This is a genomic window from Skermanella sp. (genome assembly GCF_059503625.1).
In genome coordinates this window covers 1-19,757 of record NZ_JCACHA010000574.1, presented here as the reverse complement: position 1 = coordinate 19,757, position 19,757 = coordinate 1, and the positions used below count along the sequence as shown (strand labels likewise).

Annotated in this window: 18 protein-coding genes and 3 pseudogenes; 10 read left to right on the top strand and 11 right to left on the bottom strand. The window is 63.7% G+C overall.

Going from position 1 to position 19,757, the window contains the following annotated elements:
• Window positions 1-409, top strand: a pseudogene (locus AC5JJ6_RS13785) (ATP-dependent DNA helicase RecG); the annotation flags it as partial.
• 39 nt (window positions 410-448) lie between these two features.
• Here the strand turns inward: AC5JJ6_RS13785 and AC5JJ6_RS13780 are convergent.
• Both AC5JJ6_RS13780 and AC5JJ6_RS13775 read right to left on the bottom strand, forming a co-directional pair.
• Window positions 449-1,465 carry a chloride channel protein gene (locus tag AC5JJ6_RS13780; protein WP_496042594.1) on the bottom strand — a complete coding sequence of 339 codons (1,017 nt, stop codon included), beginning with the start codon at window positions 1,463-1,465 and terminating at the stop codon, window positions 449-451.
• Between the two features lie 58 nt (window positions 1,466-1,523).
• A pseudogene (locus tag AC5JJ6_RS13775) lies at window positions 1,524-1,943 on the bottom strand (chloride channel protein); the annotation flags it as partial.
• On the opposite strand from AC5JJ6_RS13775, the gene AC5JJ6_RS13770 reads away from it, so the two are divergent.
• On the top strand, window positions 1,852-2,058 hold the full coding sequence (locus AC5JJ6_RS13770; RefSeq protein ID WP_496042593.1) for a hypothetical protein: 207 nt from the start codon (window positions 1,852-1,854) through the stop codon (window positions 2,056-2,058). The pseudogene AC5JJ6_RS13775 and the gene AC5JJ6_RS13770 overlap by 92 nt on opposite strands.
• A 334-nt stretch (window positions 2,059-2,392) precedes the next feature.
• Here AC5JJ6_RS13770 and AC5JJ6_RS13765 read toward each other — a convergent pair whose 3' ends face one another.
• Window positions 2,393-3,142, bottom strand: a complete 750-nt coding sequence (locus AC5JJ6_RS13765; RefSeq protein WP_496042592.1) for a DUF502 domain-containing protein — start codon at window positions 3,140-3,142, stop codon at window positions 2,393-2,395.
• A gap of 235 nt (window positions 3,143-3,377) precedes the next feature.
• On the opposite strand from AC5JJ6_RS13765, the gene AC5JJ6_RS13760 reads away from it, so the two are divergent.
• The 3 genes from AC5JJ6_RS13760 (at window position 3,378) to AC5JJ6_RS13750 (ending at window position 6,277) form a co-directional block, all read left to right on the top strand.
• On the top strand, window positions 3,378-4,076 hold the full coding sequence (locus AC5JJ6_RS13760) for a Crp/Fnr family transcriptional regulator (RefSeq protein ID WP_429645005.1): 699 nt from the start codon (window positions 3,378-3,380) through the stop codon (window positions 4,074-4,076).
• 51 nt (window positions 4,077-4,127) lie between these two features.
• Entirely contained in the window at window positions 4,128-5,939 is a 1,812-nt protein-coding gene (locus AC5JJ6_RS13755; protein ID WP_496042591.1) for a monovalent cation:proton antiporter-2 (CPA2) family protein, read from the top strand.
• Window positions 5,940-6,061: 122 nt separating this feature from the next.
• Window positions 6,062-6,277 carry a hypothetical protein gene (locus AC5JJ6_RS13750; protein ID WP_044429177.1) on the top strand — a complete coding sequence of 72 codons (216 nt, stop codon included), beginning with the start codon at window positions 6,062-6,064 and terminating at the stop codon, window positions 6,275-6,277.
• Window positions 6,278-6,328: 51 nt separating this feature from the next.
• Here AC5JJ6_RS13750 and AC5JJ6_RS13745 read toward each other — a convergent pair whose 3' ends face one another.
• The 7 genes and pseudogenes from AC5JJ6_RS13745 to AC5JJ6_RS13715 form a co-directional block, all read right to left on the bottom strand.
• Window positions 6,329-6,691, bottom strand: coding sequence for a DUF2934 domain-containing protein (locus tag AC5JJ6_RS13745; protein ID WP_496042590.1), 363 nt, complete (start codon window positions 6,689-6,691; stop codon window positions 6,329-6,331).
• Between the two features lie 158 nt (window positions 6,692-6,849).
• Window positions 6,850-9,558: an ATP-binding protein gene (locus AC5JJ6_RS13740; protein WP_496042589.1), complete on the bottom strand. Its 2,709-nt coding sequence runs from the start codon at window positions 9,556-9,558 to the stop codon at window positions 6,850-6,852.
• Window positions 9,559-9,678: 120 nt separating this feature from the next.
• Complete coding sequence (locus AC5JJ6_RS13735) at window positions 9,679-10,152, bottom strand: response regulator (RefSeq protein WP_496042588.1); 474 nt, start codon at window positions 10,150-10,152, stop codon at window positions 9,679-9,681.
• A gap of 237 nt (window positions 10,153-10,389) precedes the next feature.
• Window positions 10,390-11,655, bottom strand: a complete 1,266-nt coding sequence (locus AC5JJ6_RS13730; RefSeq protein WP_496042587.1) for an MFS transporter — start codon at window positions 11,653-11,655, stop codon at window positions 10,390-10,392.
• Window positions 11,656-11,781: 126 nt separating this feature from the next.
• A complete protein-coding gene (locus AC5JJ6_RS13725) occupies window positions 11,782-13,371 on the bottom strand; it encodes a methyl-accepting chemotaxis protein (RefSeq protein WP_496042586.1) in 1,590 nt (529 codons plus the stop codon).
• Between the two features lie 67 nt (window positions 13,372-13,438).
• The gene (locus AC5JJ6_RS13720; RefSeq protein WP_496042595.1) at window positions 13,439-13,717 is read right to left on the bottom strand and encodes a hypothetical protein; all 279 of its coding nucleotides are present in this window, start codon (window positions 13,715-13,717) and stop codon (window positions 13,439-13,441) included.
• Window positions 13,718-13,904: 187 nt separating this feature from the next.
• A pseudogene (locus AC5JJ6_RS13715) lies at window positions 13,905-14,138 on the bottom strand (transporter substrate-binding domain-containing protein); the annotation flags it as partial.
• A 588-nt stretch (window positions 14,139-14,726) separates the two neighbouring features.
• Between AC5JJ6_RS13715 and AC5JJ6_RS13710 the strand changes: the two are divergent.
• The 3 genes from AC5JJ6_RS13710 to AC5JJ6_RS13700 all read left to right on the top strand — a co-directional run bounded on the left by AC5JJ6_RS13710 (window position 14,727) and on the right by AC5JJ6_RS13700 (window position 18,235).
• Window positions 14,727-15,362, top strand: a complete 636-nt coding sequence (locus AC5JJ6_RS13710; RefSeq protein ID WP_496042585.1) for a LuxR C-terminal-related transcriptional regulator — start codon at window positions 14,727-14,729, stop codon at window positions 15,360-15,362.
• A 255-nt stretch (window positions 15,363-15,617) separates the two neighbouring features.
• The gene (locus AC5JJ6_RS13705; protein WP_496042584.1) at window positions 15,618-17,039 is read left to right on the top strand and encodes a bifunctional enoyl-CoA hydratase/phosphate acetyltransferase; all 1,422 of its coding nucleotides are present in this window, start codon (window positions 15,618-15,620) and stop codon (window positions 17,037-17,039) included.
• Complete coding sequence (locus tag AC5JJ6_RS13700) at window positions 17,036-18,235, top strand: acetate/propionate family kinase (RefSeq protein WP_496042583.1); 1,200 nt, start codon at window positions 17,036-17,038, stop codon at window positions 18,233-18,235. The genes AC5JJ6_RS13705 and AC5JJ6_RS13700 overlap by 4 nt, the downstream gene beginning before the upstream one ends.
• 29 nt (window positions 18,236-18,264) lie before the next feature.
• Here AC5JJ6_RS13700 and AC5JJ6_RS13695 read toward each other — a convergent pair whose 3' ends face one another.
• Entirely contained in the window at window positions 18,265-18,525 is a 261-nt protein-coding gene (locus AC5JJ6_RS13695) for a hypothetical protein (protein WP_496042582.1), read from the bottom strand.
• 185 nt (window positions 18,526-18,710) lie between these two features.
• On the opposite strand from AC5JJ6_RS13695, the gene AC5JJ6_RS13690 reads away from it, so the two are divergent.
• Window positions 18,711-19,178 carry an RT0821/Lpp0805 family surface protein gene (locus AC5JJ6_RS13690; RefSeq protein WP_496042581.1) on the top strand — a complete coding sequence of 156 codons (468 nt, stop codon included), beginning with the start codon at window positions 18,711-18,713 and terminating at the stop codon, window positions 19,176-19,178.
• A 52-nt stretch (window positions 19,179-19,230) separates the two neighbouring features.
• On the top strand, window positions 19,231-19,757 hold a 527-nt coding region (locus AC5JJ6_RS13685), incomplete at its 3' end, for a peptidoglycan-binding protein (protein ID WP_496042580.1).

Below are 19,757 nucleotides of genomic sequence, written 5' to 3'. Positions count from 1 at the left end.
CGAGCACGCCGAGCGCTTCGGCCTTGCCCAGTTGCACCAGCTGCGTGGCCGGATCGGGCGCGGCACGGCGGCATCCACCTGCATCCTGCTCTACGACAGCCCCCTGAGCGAGACCTCCAAGGCGCGGTTGGCGATCATGAAGGGGACCGAGGACGGCTTCCTGATCGCCGAGGAAGACCTCCGCCTGCGGGGAGCCGGCGAAGTGCTCGGCACTCGGCAGAGCGGCATGCCGGAGTTCCGCCTTGCCGACCTCGCCGTCCATGGCGAGTTGCTGGCGGCGGCCCGCGACGACGCCAGACTGATCATGGACCGCGATCCGGAGCTGCAATCGGAACGCGGCAAGGCGCTCCGCGTCCTGCTTTACCTGTTCGAACGCGATCAGGCGGTGAAGTACCTGCGCTCCGGCTGAGGACGGCGCCGGCATCGTCCCGCCGGATCGAACGGTCCTTCAGTCCGCCCCGTACAGGTGCTTGGTCCCCAACTCGTCGCTGCGCTGGCGCTCGAGTTCCTGGTTGTAGCGGCGTAGTGCGTAGGCTTCCGTCAGGTAGCCGACGACCTTCCGGCTCGTCGGATTGTCCAGGACGGGCAGACTCTCCTCCTCCGCTTCGCTGAACTGACGGAGCGCCGTCCTGACATTGGTGCGCGGCAGCAGAAAGTAGCGGCCGTTGCGGCTGAGGTCGCGGACCCGCGTTTCCTCCGCCTGCTCGTCCAGCTCCGGATTGTGGACCGCCGCCATGTCGAGCAGCCCCCTGTACTGGCCGCCCTCGTCGGTGACGAAAACGAGCTTGACGCTGCCCAGGGGAAAGATCTTGCGCAGACCGCTGACCGTCATCGATTCAGGCACCGTCTTCTGATCCCGCCGCATCACGCGCACCACCGTCAGATCGTCGATCCATCCCACGTCATGGGCGCCATGGATCGGCACGCCGCGCAGGTGGAAGCGCCACGTCGCGAAGGAGTAGCCGAACGCCTTCCGCACCACCACGCTGGACACCACGACGCCTGTCAGGACGCCGACGGTCGCCGGGAAGTCGGCGGTGCTTTCCAGCACCAGCATGACCATGGTCACCGGTGCGCCGATGATCGCGGCCGCCACCGACCCCATGCCGACCAGCATGAACGCCGTATCCGCGACCTCCAGCGCCGGGTAGACCGTGCTGACGATATCCGCCAGCAGGGCGCCGAACAGGCTGCCGAGGAACAGCGACGAACTGAACAGACCGCCCCGGAACCCCGCTCCCAGCGACACCGCCGAGGCCAGGATCTTTGCCGCCAGCATGGCGATCAGCAGCGGCATCGCCAGCCTCATGTCGAGGATCATCTGAAGCGCTCCATGGCCGCTGCCCAGCACCTGCGGCACCCACAGCGCGATCAGCCCGACGCACAGCCCTCCCAGGGCAGGCCGCAGCCAGATCGGCGGAGCGATCTTCCGGAAAATCCGCTCCGCGACCGTTACGGCCTGCATTCGTCAGGATGCCGAGCCAGCCGGACGCGAAGCCCACCAAGGCGAAGGCGGCGTAGTCCAGCGCGCTGACGCCGACCGTCGAGGCATCGACCGAGAAAATGGGCGCCACCCCGATCGTAGCCCGCGCCACGACGGTTGCGGTCAGGGCCGCCACCGCGACCGGAGCCAGGGCCGCCAGCGTATAGCTGCCGATCACCAGTTCAAAGGCGTAGAAAGCCCCTGCCAGCGGCGCGTTGAAGGCGGCGGCGATGGCGGCAGCCGCCCCGCAGCCGGTCAGGATGCGCAAGTCGCCCCGGCGCAGCCGGATCAGCTGCCCCAAGGCGGACGATAGGCCGGAACCGGTCTGGGTATAGGCCGCCTCCATCCCGACGGAAGCGCCGCAGGCATTGGAAATCACGGTCGAAACCGTCAGCCGGAAACTGTCGATCAGGGACATCCTGCCCCCGAACAGCGCGTTGGCCTCGATCGGATCGACGATATCGCCCGGACGCCAGCGCCGGACGAAGTACATCAGCGTGCCCACCAGCAGTCCGCCGAGCGCCGGCGCCATCACCATGGTCGCTGCGGCGATTCCCACTCCCTCGCTGAGATAGCGGTCCTCGCCAAGCCCGAAAACGACGTGGTGGAGATATCCCACGAAATCGTGCAGCAGCACGACGCCCAAGCCCACCACCGCCCCGATCCCGGCGCTGATGAGGATCAGCACCGTCTCGCTGTTCCGCAGCCGCCGCGTCGGGATGACGTTTTTCAGCCGCGTCAGCTGCCGCCGCAGAGTCGAGGTCGAGCGATGCGGCTCGCTACGGGGAAGTTTGTCGGCAAGCTGGGACATTCGGGCAGGCGGACTCGCGGCGGCGGGATTTCACGGTGGTAACGACTGAATTCCCCCTTCGGCCCCAGCAGCCGGGACAAAACAGCCGGTAAGCCGCCCTACTCGACCGTCGCCGCAGCCCGTGCCGGCACTTCGGTTACCGCCTGTCCTTCCACCTTGCGTCGTTCCGGCGGAGTCACGATCCCGCTGGAAACCACCATCTTGATGCCTTCCTCGACCGTCATCGACAGTACATGCAGCTCGGAACGCGGGACGAACAGCAGAAAGCCGGATGTCGGGTTCGGCGTGGTCGGCACGAACACGTTGACGACGTCGTCGGCGCTCAGGTCCCGCACCTCGCCATGGGTCTGGCCGGAGATGAAGCCCAGCGTCCAGATCCCGCGCCGGGGATATTCCAGCAGCACGACCTCGCGGAAGGCGGCGGACTGGTTGGCCAGCACCGTCTCCATGATCTGTTTGGTCGCGGCGTAGACGCTCCGGATGATCGGCATGCGGGCCAGCACGCCCTCGCCCATGCGGATCACCAGACGCCCGATCACCCCTGCCGTAAAGGCGCCGATCAGGGTCAGCGTCAGGATGACGATCAGCACGCCAAGTCCGGGCACGCTGAACGGCATGTAGTTTTCCGGGTTGTACTGCGCCGGCAGCAGCCTGGAGACGGAATTGTCGATCAGATCGATGACCGCCCAGGCCAGATAAAGCGTGATGGCGACTGGCGCCGTTACCAGGATGCCGGCCAGGAAATAGGCGCGGATGCGGGCCAGAAGGCCTATCCGCAACGGTTTGCCGGTCTTGCCCGCTTCGAGGGCCGCTGGATCGGTGGTCTTGACGGGATCGCTGGGGAGCAAGGGCTGAACCTGACTTTCCAAATCTTGGACTGACAAAGGAACGGATGATGGGCCGCCGCAAGCTGCGGCACAATGGCTTGTTTCCCGTCCTGCTATAAATCGGTCGAGTATGGCCTCATGCAACAACTCCGTACGGTGCTGGGCGGCTTATCGGAAGGGAATTCTGGAGGGTCGCGGCGGCGGTCCGCGTGAGGTATCCTCCGACCCAATCGATGTTCATCAGGAGAATTCAACCGTGTCGGAAGCGCAGATCGCCTCGCTCGATCAGATCGATCTGTTTGCGTCCCTGACGCCGGAAGAGCGGGCGGCCATCGTCCGGCAGTGCCGGTGGCGCCGGTACAAGGAAGATGAGCAGATCATCGATCACCTGAGCGATACAAGGGACGCCTGTCTCGTGGTGGAAGGGCGCGTGCGCGTCGTCATGTTCTCCATGTCGGGCCGGGAGATCAGCTTCGACGACGTTTCCGCCGGCGGCTACATGGGCGAGTTGTCGGCCCTGGACGGTGGCCGCCGATCGGCGACCGTGATCGCCCTGACCGATACGCTGATCGCCTTCGTACCGCCGCGCCTGTTCCAGGAGATCGTGACGACCCATCCGCGCGTGGCGCTGATCGTCATGCAGCGAATGGCCGCAGTCATCCGTAATGCAACTGGAAGGATCATGGATCTGAGCACGCTCGGCGCCAACAACCGGGTCCACGCCGAGATCGTCCGCCTCGCCAAACCGGGCCTGCGCCCAGACAACACGGCGGAAATCACCCCTATCCCCGTCCATGGCGATATCGCCAGCCGGGTCAGCACGACACGCGAAACGGTTGCACGGGTTCTTAGCGATCTTGCCCGCAGCGGCCTTGTCGAGCGTCGTGGCCACACTCTGGTCGTAAAGGATTATACGCGTCTGGTCGATATGGTGGAAGAGGTCCGGGGCGAGTAAGCATCTCCTCGATACGGCTCTTCATCCGAATTCCGACCCGAGCGCGCGAGCATGCACCCCACCAGCCAAGACCTGCACGATGTCCTGATCATCCTTGCCGCCGCCGTCCTGGTAGTTCCGATCTTCCAGCGGCTGCGCTCAAGTCCCGTGCTCGGATACCTCGTCGCCGGAACGCTGATCGGACCTTCGGCCCTGGGGATCGTTTCCGACATCTCCGGCGTGACGATCCTCGCCAATTTCGGCGTGGTCTTCCTGCTGTTCACCATCGGGCTCGAACTCTCGATCGAGCGCTTGAAGGCGATCCGCAGCCACGTCTTCGGCTTGGGGACCTTGCAGGTCGTCCTGACGGCCGGCCTGTTCTGGCTGGTGGCGCGCTGGCTGGGCCAGCCCCGGGAAGCCGCCGTCATCCTGGCCGGCGGACTTGCCTTGTCTTCGACCGCCATCGTCCTCCAGATCCTGGTCGAACGGGGCGAGTTGCCGACCCGTCACGGCCGCGTCTCTTTCGCGATCCTGCTGCTCCAGGATCTGGCGGTGGTGCCGCTGCTGACGCTGGTGCCGCTGCTGGCGTCCCATGACACGCGCCTCGCCGGAGCACTGGGGCTGGCGGCGCTCAAGGCGGTCGGAGCGCTGGTCCTGATCCTGATCGTCGGACGGCTGCTCCTCCGCCCGGCACTCCGGATCGTCGCCTCGGCGAAGTCGCCGGAACTGTTCACCGGCGTCACCCTGCTGGTGGTCCTTGGCGTCAGCTATCTCACCGAGATGGCCGGACTGTCGATGGCCCTGGGGGCTTTCCTGGCCGGTCTCCTGATCGCCGAGACCGAGTACCGCCATCAGGTCGAAGGCGACATCGAACCGTTCCGCGGCATCCTTCTGGCCCTGTTCTTCATGACCATCGGGATGTCGATCGACCTCTCCCTCGTCGTGGAGCATGCGGCCGTCGTCGTGATGCTGGTGACGGCGCTGGTGGCTGGCAAGGCACTCGTCATGACCGGCCTGTGCCGCGCCTTCGGCTTCCCGATGGCGGTATCGACCCATGTCGGCCTCAGCCTGGGACAGGGCGGCGAGTTCGCCTTCGTGCTGTTCAGTCTCGCCATGACGCTGGGCATCCTGTCGATGGAAACCGGACAGATGATGCTTGCCGTGGTCGCCCTGAGCATGGCGCTGACCCCGTTCCTGATGACGGCCGGACGGCGTCTGGCAGTCGCGCTGACTCCCAGGAACGAACTGGCGGAACTGCGCAGGACCGAACAGGACGCCCGCGATTTCAAGGGCCACGTCATCATCGCCGGCTTTGGCAGGGTCGGCCAGACCGTCGCCCGCCTGCTGGAAGCGCAGCGACTCCCCTACATGGCGTTCGACCTGGAGCCTTCCCGGATCGCCGAAGGTCGCGCCCGTGGTCTTCCCATCTATTACGGCGACGCCAGCCGGGTGGAAGTCCTCAAGGCAGCAGGCATAGGCCGTGCCCGCGCGGCCGTAGTGACGCTCGACCAGCCGCTGGCCGCCGAACGCGCCGTCGCGGCGATCCGCAGGCTGTGTCCTCTGCTCGACATACATGCCCGTGCCCGCGATCACGAGCACCAGATCCATCTCCAGGAGGCCGGCGCCACCCATGTCGTTCCCGAGATGATGGAGGGCAGTCTGCACCTCGCCGGGACGCTGCTGAGATCGCTTGGCCGCTCACAGGAGGAAGTCGCCGGAGTCATGGAAGAATTCCGTGAAGCCGCATATGCGCGGCTTACCGGGCTGATCCCGCCCCGGCCGGATCCGAAAGCCGGAGCGTCTGGTCCGAGCGGAAATGAAGGGCGAAATGGACCGGCTACTTCACACACGGAAAGTGATGGCAAGAAACGGATAGTGGAGTAAACAGGTTACTCAAAAGAGGTAGTTCTTCTGCAAAGAACTTGTTAACGCGTTCATTTACCAGTCTTTAACAGCTAAAACGCTAAATGGCTCTACGTTCAACATGAGCCGAAGGGCCAGCCGCCATGCGTTCTCCCGTGATTGCCTCCGAACTCCGCTCTGCCTGCCGCGTGCATGCCCGCCTGCTCGACAGCTTCATCGAACTGACCCGTGCCGAGCTTGACCGCCAGACCTGCGTTTTCGCGCAGGAAAGCCTGCGCGAAACGCTGGAGCTGATGCGGGCGGACAGGAAGGCTTACGGCGCTCTCGGCGGTCTGATTGCCGTCAGCGACGCGGCCTGAGCACCGCCGCACGCTCGGGCATCTTCGACAGGCTGCCCTTTCGCCGGGCGCTTATTCCTTGGCTTTGGCCTTCCTCGTCCGCGTTGTCGTAGCCGTCTCGGTACCTGATGGCCGCCGCGCCCGCGTCTTCTTCGGCAAGGGCTGCTCTTCGGACTGATTGGTCGGCCCGCCGGTATCTTCGCCCAGACTGTCAGCGGCAAGCAGCGGCTCCACCGGTTCCGGATGGACGACGGTATCATCGCCTCCATGCGACGGATTGGGCATCAGCGCCTGGCTTTGATTGTCCTCGATGGCGACTTCTTCCTTTGCCAGCGCCCAGTGGTCGGCTTCGCGCCCCTCGGGACACCCTTCCCGCTCCCAAATCTCGTAAGCGCGTTGCTTCACCCGCTTTTCAACGTCGTCGATCAGGCTCATTTCCCACTCATCCCCTGTAGCGGCAGCCGAGATAACCGTTCACGGCATCATCCGCCGATAATATCAACGCTTTAGGCTCTTCGGGCCATAACAGCGCGATTGCGCCGCCGAAGCCGATTTGCTGTCCGACGCTAACGGACCATCGCGGCGGCTGTTCCTCAACGTATTGCGGCGTGCTCAGCTTTTTCCGCCTTGCGGATACACTCTTCGATTGCCTTGTTCAGTTCCAGCCAGTCTATCGGTTTCGTCAGCCAGCAGTCGAATTCGGCGATCCCATCGATCGCATCCTCTCGCGCGCCGTCCGGTCTGGCGTCGGCCGTCAAGGCGATCAGTGGAATACCGCAGGACGTCCCTGCATCGCCATTGCCCGATGCACGTATTCTGGCCGCCGCCTCCTGCCCCCCCATGATCGGCATTCGAAGGTCGAGAATCACGACATCGAACCGGGCAGTGCCGGCGGCCTCGACCGCGGCCAGACCGTTCTCGACAGCCACGACGCTGTGCCCGGCCCGCTTCAGGATGCTGACCAGCAGCAAGCGGTTCAGGTCGTTGTCGTCCGCCAGAAGTATACGGCGCGGTATCGGGGCAGGAACCACCTGCCTGGCGAGCTCGGAGCGATCCGCGAGGCTGCCGAACCCCAGAGGCACGGTAAACCAGAAGGTCGAACCGCCGCCCGGCCTGCTGTCCAGTCCGATCTTCCCTCCCATGCCTTCCACCAGGCGCTTGCAAATGGCAAGCCCAAGACCCGTACCGCCGAATCGGCGCGTCGTCGTACTGTCGGCCTGCGAGAAGGACTGGAACAGGTTGGCGCGTTCAGCCTCTCCGATACCGATTCCGGTATCCTGCACCTGGAAATGGACGCTCAACGTCTCCTTTCCTGCGGACTGAGCCACAACCCTGATCGTGATGCGGCCATGCTCGGTGAACTTGACCGCATTGCCGACAAGGTTCAGCAACACCTGGCGCAGGCGGGTCGGGTCGCCGCGAACGATCCTGTTCTTGACGCCATCGCTTACCTGTTCCAGCACGACACCCTTGTTGAGGGCCGAGCGCTCGAAAAGCCTGACAACCTCGTCGACGACTTGCTGAAGCGGAAAGTCGATCGACTCGAATTTTATCTGATCCGCTTCGATCTTCGAGAAATCGAGGATGTCGTTCAAGACCTTCATGAGCGTTTTCGCCGAGGTCCTCATGATGTCGAGCCACTGGCTCTGCTCGGCTGAAAGACGAGTGCTGCCTAGCAGATCGATGGTGCCGAGCACGCCTGTCATGGGAGTTCTCAACTCGTGGCTCATCACCGCCAGAAACCTGGATTTCGCCCGGTTGGCCGCCTCCGCCTGTTCACGGGCCTTGGTGATAGCACGGGATGTCTCGACCGCATCGGTCATGTCGCGGCCCACTCCGCGGTAGCCGACGAAAACGCCATCGCTATCGAAGACCGGCTTTCCACTGCTGGCGATATAATGATCCGTGCCGTCGGCCCCGACGACCCGGTAGATAAAGTTGCGGAACGGTCTGCGCGCTTCCAGCGTCGCGGCAAGTTCGGCCCAGGATGCGTGCTCTTCCTCGGTCTGCATGGAGGTCGCCAGCTCCTGCCGCATTTTCCCGATGAAGCGGGAACTGTCGGCACCGATCATGCCGATACCCTGAGACATATACGTAAACCGATGGTCGGTTCCGGTTTCCCAGAACCAGTCGCTCGAAACCTCCGCCATGTCCCGGAACCGCGCTTCCGATTCGATCCGGCTTCGCTCCCGTTGCTCAAGGCAGTCGGCCATGTCGTTGAAGGCGCCCGCCAGCTCGCGGAGTTCGCCACCGGGCGGAAGCGGCGCCCTGACGGAAAGGTCCCCTCTGCCCAACCGTGCAGCCGCCTCCCTTACCGCATCCAGCCAGCGGAGTATCAGGAATTCGCCGGCAAGCACCGCTATCACGATCGAGCAGAACGCGACGAGAAACAAGGTGGCGAGACTCAACAGACGCTGCTGATCCACCACCTCCAAGGTCGCGGCGCGATCGATGCCCAAGGCAAGCCTGGCACCTGTTCCGGTCAGGGGAACATGAGCGAAAATCCGCTGGACCCCTTGGATATCCGGCAGTTCGCCCTGACCTTCGGGGGATGCCAGCATTGCCTGTATGAGCGGGTGATCGGGCATCGATTTGCCGACGAGATCAGGCCGCTGCGGTTTGGTGGCCAAAATGGTGCCGTTGGCATCGATCAGCACGAGCGCCAATTCGGTTCCATCGACCTCGTATCCGGCAAGGTGGTACAGCCAGTCGACATCGATGCTCGCGAATACGACGCCATCGAATCCGTCGCCATCCGGTCTCCGGTCGTCGGACCGGAAGGGAAGCGCCGTGGCCAGGACGGGACGGCCGCTCAGCCGCCCGACTATATAGTTGCTGACGACGAATTCGCCCGTATCGAGTGCATCGTGGAAGTATTGCCGCTGGCTCATGCTGAGCTGGAGGCCGGCCGGATCGTCGGAGCAGGATACGCTGCCGTCCAGTCTTGCAGTCCAGATATTGGTCAGGCCTTTTTCGTGCGAGAAGATATCGGCAAGTATGTCGCTGCATACGCTTGTATCGTGATTCCTGACGGACGGGATGGATGTCAGAATTCCCAGAAGGTTCTCGACGTTCGACAGGAGATCGGCTTGCCGGTGCCCGGCCTCGTGGGTAAGACGGAGCACCGACTGACGTGCTTCCGACAATTCCTCCTGACGCTGCGCCTCCAGGATCTCGCTGACCAGCAAGGTGAGAGGAGCGATCCCGCACATGGCCAGCAGGACGAGCCTCAGCCGCAAACCGCGCAAAATGCCGCGAAATTTGCCGAGGCGAACGATCGTCGTGCCTAGCTTCAGTGCCATCAACCCAATTCCCAGGACCGGTAGATCCAAAGGTATGGCATAGCCTATCCGTATCTGACTATCGGCTCGCGCGAATTTCTCACCAGCGACGGTTCGGAGACGAACCAGGAAATCCAGGCATCAATGATCGACAGCCGCCTGCGACCGATTCATTGCAGATACGAACTCGCTGACCATGGCAGCAAGCGATGAATAACCGACCGGCTTGTACAGCCATTGGATATTCTCTGCCGCCGGCTCGATAGACTCATTGACGGATATGTCGCCCGTGATGATCACGCCGGGAATAGCCGGACCGAATAAGCGGCGAATCAGGTGAATGGCCCTAAGCCCCGATGTTTGACCGTCAAGATGATAGTCCACCATCACGGCATCCGGAACGAACTCCTGACGCTTCATTTGAGCCAGAGCCTCGGCTACATGTGACGCCGCAATGACTTGGCAGTTCATGTCCTCCAATGCCCAAGCGAATGCTTGCCCGACTGCCCGGTCATCGTCGATCACGACGACACGGCAAGGTCGGGTTGCCGGATCGACCGGCTGGGTCAGCGAAATGACCGGCAAGATCGACAAGGGAAGCGAAATTAACTGCATTGTTTTCAATCATGGCTAACTGAGACCGAGCGATCTCGTGAATCAGAGGTGCGTTAGTATAGCTTATGGAGTATGACGAAAACAATAGATATTGAATGAATGCACTGTACTAACGCGCGAGACAATGCTTGCAAAAGAACATCCTTAAATTAAAACAATCATGCGGTAATTTCGTTTCTCAGTTTTGGAAATCTTTTTCTGTCTCCAGAACTTTATATTGCCACATCCGAGTTCGGTTCAGTCGGCGTGTTCCGCCTCCTCCAGCGCGCCGGTAATTCGTGAGCGCGACGACCATGTCCACAGCCACGCCAGCACGGCGACGACAGCGCCGGCAGCCAGCGGCAGACGCAGGCCGGCTCGCTCGGATGCGATCCCCATGATGAGGGCGCCGACCGCGGGACCGCCACGGAAGATGATGCCGTAGAGACTGAGCACCCTGCCGCGCATCGACCCGTCGACGGACAGCTGAAGCAGGGTCTGCGTTCCGACACCGGTCACGACCATGCACGCACCGAGAACCGCCAGCGCCGGCAAGGCGATCCACCACCGGTCGCTGGCGACGAAGGCGAGCAGTGCGAGCGCCAGCACCAGGGTATTGCCGAGTGCCAGGGTCGTCAGCCCGGCGGGATCGCCGCTTCGCCGCGCCAGCCACAATCCGCCGAGCACGGCGCCCGCTCCCACCGTCGATGTCAGGACGGCCAGCCCGTCCGCCCCGGACGCGAAGACAGCCGCAGCGAAGCCCGGCAGCAGTTCCACGACCGGCCTGACGCAGATGCAGACGATCGTCAGCAGCATGAGCAGCGGCGCTATTCCCGGATGACGGGCCGCATAGCGGATGCCGGCGGCGACATCACCCAGAAGCGAACCCCGCTCCATCCGGGGTTCGATCATCGCCGGTTCCAGCCGAATCCGGGACAAGGCCGCGAGGAAGAAGATGAAGCTGACCGCATTGGCGGCAAAAGCGGCGGAGATGCCGCCTGCGACGATCATGAGTCCGGCGACCGCCGGACCGATGAACCGGGCCGAGTTGAAGATGATCGAGTTGATAGCGACGGCGGCGGGCAGATCCTCCCGCCGCACCAGACTGGGGATCAGCGCCAGACGGGCCGGCTGGTTGAAGCCCGCGATTACGCCCAGCGCCGCCGTCAGGACCAGCAGCAGCTCGATGGTGATCAGGCCGCTGACGGTCAGCAGGAACAGGACGACCGATTGCGCCATCGCCAGCGACTGACTGATCTTGGTGACGCGGAGCCGGTCCCAGCGGTCGGCGGCGGCACCGGCGATGGGACCGATGATGACGGTCGGGAACAGATCGGCGAATGCCATGGCGCCCAGCCAGGCACCGGATCCGGTCAACTGCCAGGTGAGCCAGCCTACCGCGATGCGCTGCATCCAGGTGCCGATCAGGGATGCGGCATTGCCGGCGGTATAGAGACCGTAGTTCGGATTGCGAAGGGCTCGGGCGATACCGCCGAAGCCGCCGGGACCAGCAGGCTTGCGCAAGGGTAGGAGTGCTCCGGTGCTTCGGGACCGCCCTCGCTCGCTGACCAAGGGCCGTAACGAGTTATAAACAATCCGGAGAACAGAAACATCTCGTCCTATGCACGCCGCCTATGCGGAGCACACCGCCTATGCAGCCTTGACCGAATCGAGGAACTGCCTGACTTCTCCCTGAAGAGCGACGAAACGCTCCTGGAGCCGGGCAGCCAGCGCAAGGGACTCGCGCGCGGCGGTCGAAACGGCGTGGGACGCCCCGGCAGCCTCGCCGATCGTCACGGCGACCGTCTCGGCGCCTTCCGCCGCACCGCTGACCTGAAGGGCGATCTCCGTCGTCGCACCGAGCTGCTCGCCGATCGCTGCCGAAATCCGGCCGGAGCGTTCGTTGAGGTCGGTGATCGCGGACGAGATCTGCTGCATGGCGTTGACGGTGTCGTGCGTGACCGACTGGATCGCCTTGATCTGGCCGGCGATCTCGTCCGTCGCCCGGGCCGTCTGGTTGGCAAGGCTCTTGACCTCGCTCGCTACGACGGCGAAGCCCTTGCCGGCCTCGCCGGCGCGGGCCGCTTCGATCGTGGCGTTCAGGGCCAGCAGGTTCGTCTGCCCGGCGATCTGGTTGATCAGTTCGGTCACTTCGCCGATCTTGTGTGCGGCCTCCGCCAGCGACTCTACGGTGCGGCGGGTTTCTTCGGCCTTCCCGATCGCGCGCTCCGACACCAGTACCGATTGGCCGACGCTTTCGGCGATGATCTGGATCGACGTCGTCAATTCCTCCGCCGCGGCGCTGGCGATAGATACGTTCTCCGATGCCCTGCCGGCGGCATCGGCGACCGTGGCGTTGCGCCTGTCGGCAAGGAGCGCTCCGTCCAGCACGCCCTCGGCGCCGGCCTTCATCTGGCCGGCCGTGCCCGATACCTCGACGACCGCCAGCTCGACCCGGCTGTCGAAAGCCGCGGCAAGTTCGGTCAGGCGGTGTGCCCGGGCGGCTTCGGCCCGCTGGCTGGCGATCTTTTCCGCCTCCAGCCTTTCACGCTCCTGCGCCTTCGCTTTGAGGACGTCGACCGCACGGGCCAGCGCCCCTATTTCGTCGCGCCGGTCGGTATCCGGGACCGAAACGCCGTGATCTCCGTGGGCGAGCCGTGCGACCAGCCGCGTCAGCTTCTCCAGCGGGCCGCTGAACGACGCGATGATGGCATAGAGGATGCCGACGATGATCAGCATGGAGGCGATTCCTCCCCCGACCTGGATCAGGGCCTGCTCACGCAACTGGCTGTCGATCCTTGCCGTCTTCAGACGCAGGACGTATTCGCCGATCTTGGTCGCCTGACCGGACGCACCGCCCCTGATCTCCTGCATCACCTCGATGAAGCCGTTCCCCGCTTTCAGGTCGCCGTCCCCCGCCACGACCTTGCCTTTGGTATCGCGCACGAAGCTCGCCAGGTAATCGGGATCGCCGGCCGACGCCTTGACGATCTCCGCCACCTGCTGGAAGTCGAAGTCGAAAAGCGGGATCGCCGCCGACCGCGCCTGCAGGGCCGCGATGATCTCGGCCCTGGTGTGCAGGTCCGCGTAAGCGGTCTCGCCGGACCTGTACAGCGTGAAGGCGACCGAAAGCATGCCGAAAATCAGCAGCGTCGCGCCGATCAGCAGCAGGGCCTTCTGGCGAATTCCAAGTCGGCCGGTGATTTCGGCGGCGTGGGGCGTCTGATTGTTTGTTGGCATGGTCCGCTTGCGCTCAACGTCTTCAAGGAACACGGCGCCGCCTTGTCGGCGGCTCCAGCGGAAATCTTCACGGAAGCGCGCCCGCCGCCTTCAGCTTTTCGTAGCTGGCATCCAGCTTGGCCACAAGCGCTGCGGAATCCGGGCGTTTCAGGGATACGACGAAGTGACAGTCCAGACTGGATTTCAGGGTGGATTGCACGTCCGGCGCCGGCTGGGCCTTCAATGCCCGCGCCATCGGCAGCGCATACTGCAGCAGAAGGGGTGCGCGGCCGGCGGTAAGCAACTGCAACGCCTGCTCGGGAGTACGCGCCTCGATCAGCTGAACGCCGTTGGCCGGGTCGTCCATATACGTTCGCCAGCCGCCATAGGAATAGCCGGTAAGGACGATGACCTGCTTGCCGGCAAGATCCTCTGGCCTTGACGGCAGGTGTTCCGCCGATCCCCCATGCCCGCAGCTCGATGTTGGCGATGACCGACTTGCTGGCGAGGGTGGTTCCCTGGAAAGCTTCAGGCGTCTTGATGCCGATGAACAAGTCGTACTGACCGTCGACGACCCCCTGGAACAGCCGGCGCGCCGGTGCCGACTCCGCCGTATAGGTATATCCAGCGTCGGCGGCTACCTTCGCCAGAAGTTCGACCAGACTTCCCTGGGGACTGCCGGACGCATCGGTATACGTATAGGGCGGCAGTTCCACGTAGGCAGCCTTGATAACCTGCGCCTGTACGGAGGTATGCAAGCTTAACAATGAAAACGCCGTCGCGACCATAGTGAAAAACCAGGTGCGGCGCATATCTGGCAGGAACTTAACCATTTCCTCTCCCATTTCCAAATAATTAACCTTGGGGCCAGAATCTGCCGGCAAATGATTAGTTAGCTTTGTCATTCATGCAGCTTACTAAATAGCCCACCCCCGGAACTTCCGACAAGTGAACTTTTATAATCATTGCTTGTGTTCATGAGCAAGGAAAACGCCGCTGCATGCTCCGCTCATCCCATTGTTATGCTGCGCCGCCTTCCGGCTGACGTCCGGGATCGGGATTCATGAAGCAAAGCAAGGAGTTCACCTGTTTGCCGATCGAGCGGATATGTCCCGTAATGGACTAAATGCCGCAGGCAACTCCCGTTATCGAAAATTGAAAAACCTCATCGAGCATATTCTTCGCAGAAGTATCCCGACTTCATTGCGAGTCATCGGGGAGGAATGCGGGCTGAACCCCTGCTTTCATCCCCCTGTTGCAAAAAGCTCCGAGACATAAAAAAGACCAAACTTCCGGTTGGCTTGTGAAGTAGTTCACTGCCTGCGGCAGCGTCGCGTGGTTTTCTCGGGTCCAGGTTCCCGCGATGGAGAATACCGATGAAACCGGTTCCGACCCTGCTGATCGACCCGCACCGCCTGTTCCGACAAGGATTGGTGCGCCTGCTCGATGCCACCCGGTACCATGTCGTTGCCGAATACGCCTCGATCGAAGAGGCGATGCGGTCCCCCTCCCCCGTGGTGGCGCCGCAGCTCGTCGTGGTCGATCCCAGCGGCGACTCCCAGCAAACCATCCCGCAGCTGCGGGCAGCCTTTCCCGAAGCGCGGCTGGTCATGCTGGCATCCAGCATGCACCTGGACCGTATGCGCCAGATCGGCGACCTCCCCGTCCAGGGTTTCCTGACCAAGGAGCTGGAGCCGAGCGAACTTACCTCGTCGCTGGACCGGATCATGGACGGCCAGATCGTGTTCCCGAAGATCATGGCGCCGCTGGTCGTAACGGCTCCACACGCGCCGACTCCGCGCGGATTGACGGCCCGCGAGGCGGAAATCCTGAAGAGGCTGGTCAACGGCGACAGCAACCGGATGATCGCGACGCATCTTTCGCTCAGCGAAATGGTCGTCAAGGCATCGGTCAAGCAGTTGCTCAGGAAGATCAAGGCCGCCAACCGGACCCAGGCGGCGCTCTGGGCGATCCACCAGGGCTTCGACCGTCCGCAGGCGCGCAGCGCCTGACCGGACGATCGTCCACGGGTCGGAACCTATAGGCCGGGGTGGAACGGCGCCTCCTCCCCGCCTTCGGGTCAGCGCCTTGTTGCCGCAGCGCAGCAGGAAGTCGCGAATAATAATGATCTTGTAACAGTACACCCCTACAGTGGCGATGCCGAGCGGGAATGGTCAACCGCGCGTAACACTCCGCTGCCCCGTTCCCGTGCTCGGCTACCGCAACTTCCCGGCTGTCCCGGCAGCCGATGCGACTTCAGGGCCCCTATGGCACGGAACCGGACCTTCAACGAGATTTCAGTCGGCGATACAGCCACGATCCACCGGGTCTGCACGGCGAACGATCTTGTGATTTTCGCCCACGCATCCGGCAATCTCAATCCCCTGTCGCTGCCTCATGACAAGGACCGCGACGGGCACACCGATCCCGATACCGTCGCACCCAGCATGTGGGTCGGATCGCAGATTTCAGCCATCCTCGGCAATTCTCTGCCGGGCGCCGGGACCAGGTACCGCAGCCAGACGCTGAACTTCCATGAGCGCGTCCATGTCGGCGACGATCTGGCGATCACCGTCACCGTGACCGCCAAGCACGAGCCCGGCATCGTCATCCTCGACTGCACCCTGACCAACCAGAAGGGCCAGCTGGTAGCCGACGGCATCGCGGACGTGCTGGCGCCGACCGAGCATATCGACATCCCCGACGCGGCACTGCCCAAGCTGGTGGTCCAGCGCCACGAAAAATTCACCCGGATGATCCATGCCTGCCAGACGCTCCCGCCGCTGGCCACCGCCGTCGTCTATCCGACCGACCGCAGTTCCCTGGGCGGCGCGGTGCTGGCGGCTGAAGCACGCCTGATCGACCCCGTCCTGATCGGTCCGGGGGAGCGCATCCGCGCGGTAGCCGCCGAAATGGGCGTGGACATTTCACGCTATCCGCTGATCGAGATCCTGCAATCCGAAGCGGCGGCGCTCCATTCCGTCGAGATGGTGCATCAGGGCAAGGTCGGCGCCATCATGAAGGGCAACCTTCATTCCGACGAGTTGCTGCACGAAGTGACCAAGGCCGGCACCGGGCTGCGCACCAACCACAGGATCAGCCACGTCTTCGTGATGGACGTGCCGGGCATGGACCACCTGCTGCTGGTCAGCGATGCCGCGATCAACATCCTGCCCTCGCTGGAAACCAAGGTCGATATCGTCCAGAACTCGATCGACATGGCGCTGGCCCTCGGCATCAGCCAGCCGCGCGTCGGCATCCTGTCCGCGCTGGAAACGGTCAACCCCAAGATCCCGTCCACGATCGACGCCGCCGTCCTGTCCAAGATGGCGGAGCGCGGCCAGATCAAGGGCGGCATCGTCGATGGTCCGCTCGCCATGGACAACGCGGTCGATCTGGAAGCCGCGAAGACCAAGGGCATCGCATCGCTCGTCGCCGGCCGGGCCGACGTGCTGATCGTGCCGAACCTCGAGGCCGGCAACATGCTGGCGAAGGAACTCACCTTCATCGCCCACGCGGATGCCGCCGGTCTCGTGCTCGGCGCACAGGTGCCCGTCATCCTGACCAGCCGGGCGGACGACGAGAAATCCCGCCTGGCCTCCTGCGCCCTGGCGCAGCTTTATCAGGCCTACCGGAAGACCGGCAAGGCACTGCTCGACCTCAACGGCGTATCGGGAGCACAGCAATGAGCGACAGCATCCTCGTTCTCAACGCCGGATCCAGCAGCATCAAGTTCTCGGTCCAGACCCCGACCGGGCCGGATACGGTCCGCATGCTCGCGGTCGGGCAGATCGAAGGCATCGGCACCCATACGCACTTCATCGCCAAGGGTGCGGACGGCGCGGTCCTGGCTGAAACCCGCTGGCCCGACGGTACCGGCCCCACCAACCACGACGCCGCCCTCCATGTCATAAGCGAGTGGCTCGACGGTTTCCTGGGCGATGCACGGGTCCTCGCGGTCGGCCACCGCGTCGTCCATGGCGGCGCCGACTATAGCGGCCCCGTCGCGATCACGCCGGCCGTCATGGCGAAGCTGCGGGAACTGGTGCCGCTGGCTCCCCTGCATCAGCCGCACAATCTGGCGCCGATCGAAGCGGTCGAGAGCCGCTATCCGGGCGTGCTTCAGGTGGCCTGCTTCGACACCTCGTTCCATCGTGGCCACAGCTTCGCAGCCGAAGCCTTCGCGATCCCGTACAGGTTCTACGAACAAGGTGTCCGCCGCTACGGCTTTCATGGCCTGTCCTATGAATATGTCTCGCGGCGCCTGCTGGAAATCGCGCCGGACATCGCCCATGGCAAGGTCGTCGTCGCCCATCTCGGCAACGGCGCCAGCATGTGCGCGATCAGCGACGGCGCCAGCGTCGAAAGCACCATGGGCTTCACGGCGCTCGATGGGCTGGCGATGGGCACGCGCAGTGGACAGCTCGATCCGGGCGTCCTGCTCCATCTCATGGGCTCGCTCGGCATGACCGTCCCGGAAGTGACGCGGCTGCTCTACCACGAATCGGGCCTGAAAGGACTGTCGGGCATCAGCTCGGACATGCGGGACCTGGAGCAGAGCGCCGATCCTCATGCCGCCGCCGCCATCGATTATTTCGTCTATGCCATCCAGAAGCAGGTCGGCGCCCTGACGGCCGCAATGGGTGGAATCGACGCTCTGGTCTTCACGGCCGGCATCGGCGAAAACTCGGCCAATGTCCGCCGCCGGGTCTGTGACGGCATGGAATGGCTGGGGATCGAGCTGGACGGCGGCGCGAACGACTCGGGTGCCGACGTCATCTCGGCGCCCGGCTCGCGGACCAGGGTCATGATCGTCAGGACCAGCGAGGAAACGATGATCGCTCTCCATGCTCTGGAGGCCATGTCAGCGGAAACGGTCGGCTGATCGCCGGCCTCCTCCGCCTGTTCGGCTGATCAGTCCAGCTTGTCCTCACCCGGAATGGAGCCCTGGCGCATCAGGTCGCCGGGGGTGGTTCCATCGCCGGCGCCCCCGCTGTTACCTGTGCGGGGAGCGCCGGTAGCAGGGCCGTTGCTCCCCGGCGTACCCAATGCAGCGCCGCCGGAAGTCGTGGACCGCCCTTCCGGCGTCGTGTTGCTTCCAGAGTTCATCAGATTGGCACAGGCGCTCGTTCCAAGAAGAACAAGACCGAGAAAGGCGATCGCCATACGCGACATGATTTGCTCCTGATTTCGTTGTCGTTCCGGCAATCATGGTTCGTCTGATCACCCCGATCGGAAAACAGCGGTCCCTGCGCTTCATTCCCCGGCACGGTTCGGCATTTTCGGGGCAGCCCGGCTGGAACCTTTGAATCTTCGTGACGTTTGACGGGCCAGCCAAGCCCGTAACGGAGAAGAATGTCATGAAGATGCGCAGGACGACCATCGCGGCTTTCGCCGCCCTGTCTCTGGGCCTGGGAGCCTGCGAGGGGATGAATACCGGGCAGACGGTTGGAACGCTGGGCGGTGCTGCCGGCGGTGCGCTGCTCGGTTCGCAGATCGGCGGCGGCAGTGGCCGGTTGGCGGCAACGGCGGTCGGTACGCTGGCGGGTGCCCTGGCCGGCGGAAAGCTTGGCGGTTATCTCCAGGGCAACGACCGCCACACGGCGACCCAGGCCGAACAGAGTGCCGTCGCCCGGGGCGAGCCGATCCAGTGGAGCAATCCCGAGACCGGCAACCGGGGCACCATCGAACCGACTCGCACATACCAGGATCAGAGCGGTCAGACCTGCCGCGAATATCAGCATACCGTCTATGTAGGCGGGCGGGCCGAACAGGCGCGCGGCAACGCCTGCCGGCAGCCCGACGGAACCTGGAAGATCGTGAGCTGAACGGTTTCTGCCGATGCGAGGAACGGCGGGCCGTTCAAGGCTGCTGACAACCGTGGTCGTAGTCGCGATAGTGACGACAGTGGGATCGGCAGCGGCTCAATACGACGAGGCGCTTTTCGCGTTCAATCGCGGCGACTTCACTTTAGCCGCAAGGCAGTTCGAAGAAGTCGCCCGTGAAGGCGATCCGGATGCCCAATACTGGCTGGGCCGAATCTACGTGGACGGACTGGGCCACCCGCGCGATGCCATCACCGCTTATGGCTGGTTCGAGCGGGCCGCAGAACTCGGCCATCGCGACGCGGCAATTCTGCGCGACAGGATGGCTGTGCGGCTGACGCCGGAACAGCTCGCTGAAGCCCGTCGTCGCACCGCCTCTGGTGATGCAGCAACTGACCGTGAAACACGCAACCTGATCGCGAATGTCCAGCAGGAACTGAATCGGTTAGGATACCGGACAGGACCACCCGACGGGATTGCTGGAAACCGGACGCGGAGTGCTATCGAGGAATTTCAGCGGGAAGCGGGCCTTGATGTCACCGGTACGGCGACGGATCAGTTGCTGGATCGCCTGCGCGTAAG